Raw genomic sequence first — 5,625 nt, 5'->3', positions numbered from 1 at the left:
CCGACCAGCCGAGGTCGAAACGCTGCTGGGTGATCCGAGTAAAGCCAAGTCGAAGCTTGGTTGGGAGCCCGAACTGACGCTCGAAGAAATGATCGACGAGATGGTCGAAACCGACCTCGATTTGGCTCGCCGACATGCGCTTCTAAAACGTCACGGGCATGCACTATCCGTCGCTCGTGAGTAGCGACTCCGTCACGGTCGTAGGGATTTGACCACGAAAGAAACGAACTGCACGAAACTCAGTGCCCGATTCATTTTGTGCCCTTCGTGCCTTTCTTAGTCATTCAAACGCTTGCCACTCGAACTGCCTTGTTCCGTCATGATCCTTCGGTCGCGAAACATGCGAAACTTTGACCCTGAATTTTTCGTGTCATTCGAGACTTTCGTGGTCAGAGCCAAGTCCACTCATGACCACACAACCGACGTCGTAGGGATTTGACCACGAAAGAAACGAACCACACGAAACTCAGTACCCGTATCTCTCCGAGTTCTCCGTGACTTTCTTGGTCAATCGAACGCTTACCAACTGAACGGCCCTGCGCCGGCTTGATTGTTCAGTCGCGAATCACGCGAAACTTGGGCCCCGGATTTTTCGTGTCCTTCATAAGAGCCGAGCTAACCACTTCGTGACGATTCAACCGCCAAAGGCATGAAGTACACGAAAGCTTGGAGTGGCTAGAGCGTCTGATCAGCTTGTTGATACGCACTATTTTAACGTAGCACGCGAGTGGAGCGGATGGGGGACTTGTCTGCGCGGCGGGCAAATATCTCAACATGCCGTTGCGCATCAATCTGGTACTTGGGTGAGTTGGGCTTTTGGATCAACCTTTGTGGATATGAAGCACTGGAAAGCGAACCGTTGAAGATTCTACTGCATGGATTGAACTTCTCGCCTGAGGAAATTGGGATCGGGAAATATTCGGGGGAGATGGTCTCGGCGCTGGCCGAAGCGGGCCATGAGGTGGTGGTTGTTACCACGCCGCCTTACTACCCACAGTGGGCCATCCTGCCTGGGTTCTCGGGGCTTTCCTATCGTAAAGAGTGGCAAGTGGCGAGCGGCGAGCAGCGGGAGCAGAACACGCCCCCAGAGACTCGCGACTCGTCTCTCGCCACTCGCGGTTCCGTCGAGGTCATTCGCTGCCCGCTGTGGGTGCCGGGGAAGGTGACGGGCCTGAAGCGTATTTTGCACCTTGCTTCGTTTGGACTGTCCAGCATTCCTGCTGTGCTGTGGAAGGCAATCACCTTTCGTCCTGATGTTATTTTGACGGTTGAGCCTGCTGCGATGTGCATGCCGACCACTTGGTTCGCGTCACGTCTCTGTGGCGCAAAATGTTGGTTGCATGTCCAGGATTTTGAGATAGATGCTGCCTTCGAGCTAGGGATTCTAAAACAACCACTTTTGAAACGCCTCGTGTTGGCGGCCGAGGGGGGATTGATGCGTCGGTTTGATCGTGTCAGTAGCATTTCGCCCAACATGCTTTTGAAGTTGATCCAAAAAGGAGTGAACGAACAACGCGTGGTCTCGTTCCCCAATTGGGTCGATTGTGAAGCGATGAAGCCACTCGTTTGGCCGGGTGAGACCGCGGCTTCCGCTGCAATTCTCGGTGCTCAGGCGGGGGGAGCACGGGACGAGGCGGTTCGCTCAAAAGTTTGGGATGACCTCCACCGAAGTCCCTCAGGGGGTGACAAGCGTGGTGACATCGATTGCCTACGTGAGTCGTTTGCGATTCCATCTGGCAAATGTGTGGCGCTCTATTCCGGCAATATGGGAGCGAAGCAGGGGCTGGAGTTGATTGTCGAGGCGGCCCGGCGGACGGTCGACAACACGCATCTGCACTATGTGCTTTGCGGAACCGGTGCATCATTTCAAGCGATGGCTCAAGCGTGTGAAAATTTGCCCAACGTACAGATGTTACCGTTGCAGCCGTTCGAGCGTTTCAACTCGCTAATGAATTGCGCGGACATTCATTTGCTCCCTCAACGTGCTGGTGCTGCTGATTTAGTGATGCCGTCAAAATTGACCGGGATGTTAGCTACTGGACGCCCCGTTGTAGCTTGTGCTGATCCTGGCACCCAAATCTCGGATGTGGTCCAGGGGCACGGGGTGGTTGTGAAGCCAGATGATGCATCAGGCTTTACTCATGCGATTGAGGAACTGGCTCACGACTCCCAGCGAAGGGTGGTGTTGGGTATGGCGGCTCGCCGGTACGCATTGGATTTCCTTGGGCATGACGCAATACTGGGGAACTTTGTAGCCGACCTTGAGGAGTTGGTTGGTGGAGCGAGTCAGTATGAGTATGAGCTCTCGTGACTCGATGGATTCTGACTGGTGTGGCTTCTTTCATCGCGGTGGGCGTCGCGGCCTACGCTGTTTGGAAGCCGACCACCACTTCCGCGGACCTGCCCTTTCTCTCATCGGCGATGGTCGTCTGGTTAGATCATCACGGTGACTTCCGGACGATGTTGATGAGCATGGCGGTTTGTTCGATCCCAGCGATGGCCATGTTCCGGCCCAGCCTGGATACCCAACGACGATGCGTTCTATTCATCATGATGTCAGTCATGTTAGTTCTGGAATACGGGCAGCGATGGATTCCAACGCGTGGTTTCAGTATTGCCGATCTCATCTATACCGTATTGGGTACTGGTTGTATTGAATTAGGGGTGTTGTTGGTGCAGGTGACGATCGTTCTCAAGCGTGCGCATTTCGGTGAGGATGACTGGGGCAATGCCTGAGTCGCTGGGTTGAGTGGCTCGCATTCGCAATGGCAGGTACACCCTTCTGAAATGTCCTTGGTGAGATATGGAACCTACCCGCTTATCGAAGGAACGTGACGGCGCAATTCCGACGCCGAATTTTTGTTGCGATTGTCAATGAGCGATGTTTGGATTTTCAGTACGCTCTCGTAGCGGTAGTCGATCAGTAGACCGAATCGAGTTTCGGCTCGGAAACGCAATGCTCGAACGTGTCGGTCAATCGAATGTCTCGGGGTCATGGCCCGGTAGATTCGTTGATAAACTGGATGTTTATGTCAGCGCAATTTTCGGGTAGTGGACGAGGTAACGCGTCCCCGTTTCTTATTCGTTCAGAAGGACTCGTGACCTCGTCCACTACTCTGGGGATCGTCGTTGATAGAGCCTCGTTGGAGATCACGCTGGCAGCCGGTCTCACTATTTCGACTCGGTTGCCAGCTATCCCCGTCCTGCTTGGCGCTGATTCGTGTCGGTCGACTACATTGGGCGAGTCCGTTGGTGTACGGCAGTATTCGATGAATCGATTTCCTTATTCAATCATCATTTGACTAAACTAACTATGGCGTCGGCGTCCACATCCCAAGCGAACCCCGTTCAGTCGGTCAGTAGCGATCAATCTGTCTCCAGTTGGACAAACTGGTTGTTGCCAATCAGTTTATTGCTGGCGCTATCGCCGCTACTGCAGCAGTACTTCAGTTGGACATGGTTGGAGGGGCACTATCAATATTTCCCTGTCCTGATAGCTAGCGTGATCGTGCTCGTTTGGCATCACTGGGGAAAGGCACGTCTTGCGGCGACCCCGTCTCATCGCTATGTCGTTGTTCTGGGACTCTCGGCCGTCGCGTTCTTTGTGTTCCTAGGGAACCTGCTTTGGACTGGGATTTTCGGAATTGTCGGGGCCAGTTTAGCGGCGGTCGTGTTGATATACGGGTGGCTTGGTTGGGGCGGTTTGAAAACGCTACTTCCGGTCTTGTCTCTCTTGGTATTAGCAATCCCGTTGCCAATGCACCTCGATAACAAACTGATCTTCAACATGCAGTTTGTTGCCAGTGGTTTGGCGGATCTGCTGCTCGATGGTGCGGGTATTTGGCATGTTCGCGAGGGAGTGTTGCTGATCACGGAACATGGGAGATACATGACCGAAGAGGCCTGCAGCGGGGTCCGGTCATTGTTTTCTTCTTTGGCGGTGGTTTCGGTGTTCTCGGTCATTTCATCGCACCGGTTGCCACGCATTGCCCTCAATTTGTTCCAAACGGTTTTTTGGGTTTTCGTTGGCAATGCAATCCGTGTTGCGGCGTGCGTCGCGCTGGCAGACTACGTCAGTGTTTGGTTTGCCAGCGGATCAGGCCATGAGCTACTCTCGCTGATCGTATTTGGGTTCATCTTGGGGATGGTTGCGAACACCGACGCGGTCTTCGCAAATCTGATCGGAGATCGGGTTACCTGGTACGACGAGAACTTTGGCCCGACTGCGTTTTCCGCCGACACCTCGCCATCACCAGAAACGCATCGTAGCGCGGCGATGTTTTCACGTATGAGTCGCCTGTTCTATTTAGGGTTTGTTGGCCTCTTCATGTTGCTGTTCCTATTCGGCATGTCTGCCTGGAGGATTTCCCAGCCAATTTGGAATATCTCACTTGAAAACGCCAGTTCACTTGCCGGTCTATCTCAGGGCGATCTTCCTCAGTCGCTCGATGGGTGGAATCGAGGGCAATACGAGCATGTGCAGCGGGGGACTGGGGCGATGATGGCGAGCAACTCTTACACATGGCAGTATTCTAAAGATGAACTCTCTGCCGTTGTGTCTGTCGATTGCCCGTGGTCTGGCTGGCATGACTTGAATGAGTGCTATCAAGCGATCGGCTGGGAAACGACACCGGAATATTTCGTCGCGTCTCGGGAGAGTGTTCCCAGGGAGGAATTGTCATTCACACGTCTACAAATGACCAAGCCGAACAGTGGTCGTGCTGGGCGTGTCCTCTTTACGGTGGTGGATGCTAATCAAACGGAGGTGCAGTCTGACCTGTGGAAAAACAACTTGCAGGCAATGAGTCATCTCGGCAATACCATGACAACACGCCTGGGGGAAATTCTGAAGGGCACCATCGACACAAACGCGAAAGTGGCGCTGCCCGCGACCACGATTCAAGTCCTCGTTGAACACGGCGAGTCGCTCACGCCGGAGCAAGACGAGGCAATCGAAAGGTTCTTTTATGCCGCGCGCGATCAATTGCTGCGTGGTCGCCGTTGGAATGGAAGGCAGCAAGATGCACATGACGGCCGATAGAGCATGCGACTCACGTAATATGTTGGTCTTTTCTAGATCGTTGTCGTAGGGTACGTAATGAGATTGCCGCGTTAGTTATCATAAATTGCTCGACTTCGAAAATTTGTCTCGTCTATTCTAAGTTGCGTTTTGAAATTGTCCGTTCGAGTGAAAGTCGTGGCAAGTCCTGTTGTTTACAGGAATGCAGATGCAGTGATGTCGAACTAAATGTGGTATGTCAGTAGCCTCCGCAACGCACGATGGCGTTTGATCAAAAGAGTTGGAAAGGCGTAAGCGTAAGCCGGCTAGAGAAACAATGCTTTCAAAAATGAATAGTTGTGACGTATGTTGCTTGTAAGTGATGGCTGTCTTGAAGTTCCATACACAGCCGAAAGCCGATATGATCCGTAAATCACCGTATGAGAGATTGGAAATATGAAAGCTGCTATAGTTATTGGGACATACAACAACGAAGCACACATTGTACAGACGATCGCTTCCGTAAAATCCCAGAAAATGGGAGATTGGAGGTGTCTTGTCATTGACAACGGAAGTACTGATGCATCGAGCGAGATTGCCCAGAAAGAAACCTTCCAAGACGACCG

At 52.8% G+C, this 5,625-nt stretch carries 5 protein-coding genes; all 5 read left to right on the top strand.

All coding sequences use genetic code 11. The annotated features are described in order from the left end of the window. A partial coding sequence (locus RSSM_RS11430) for a GDP-mannose 4,6-dehydratase (RefSeq protein WP_044302332.1) occupies nucleotides 1-184 on the top strand: 184 nt, incomplete at its 5' end. 675 nt (nucleotides 185-859) lie between these two features. Continuing rightward, nucleotides 860-2,311, top strand: coding sequence for a glycosyltransferase WbuB (locus RSSM_RS11425; protein ID WP_044302331.1), 1,452 nt, complete (start codon nucleotides 860-862; stop codon nucleotides 2,309-2,311). A gap of 20 nt (nucleotides 2,312-2,331) precedes the next feature. Continuing rightward, complete coding sequence (locus RSSM_RS11420) at nucleotides 2,332-2,736, top strand: hypothetical protein (protein WP_044302330.1); 405 nt, start codon at nucleotides 2,332-2,334, stop codon at nucleotides 2,734-2,736. Between the two features lie 562 nt (nucleotides 2,737-3,298). Beyond that, on the top strand, nucleotides 3,299-5,041 hold the full coding sequence (gene xrtU / locus RSSM_RS11415) for an exosortase U (RefSeq protein WP_144059741.1): 1,743 nt from the start codon (nucleotides 3,299-3,301) through the stop codon (nucleotides 5,039-5,041). A 414-nt stretch (nucleotides 5,042-5,455) separates the two neighbouring features. Continuing rightward, on the top strand, nucleotides 5,456-5,625 hold a 170-nt coding region (locus RSSM_RS35435), incomplete at its 3' end, for a glycosyltransferase family 2 protein (RefSeq protein WP_008678310.1).

The sequence above is a fragment of the Aporhodopirellula sallentina SM41 genome, from assembly GCF_000346505.1.
GTDB lineage: Bacteria > Planctomycetota > Planctomycetia > Pirellulales > Pirellulaceae > Rhodopirellula > Rhodopirellula sallentina.
This window is presented reverse-complemented; position numbering and strand designations above follow the sequence as displayed.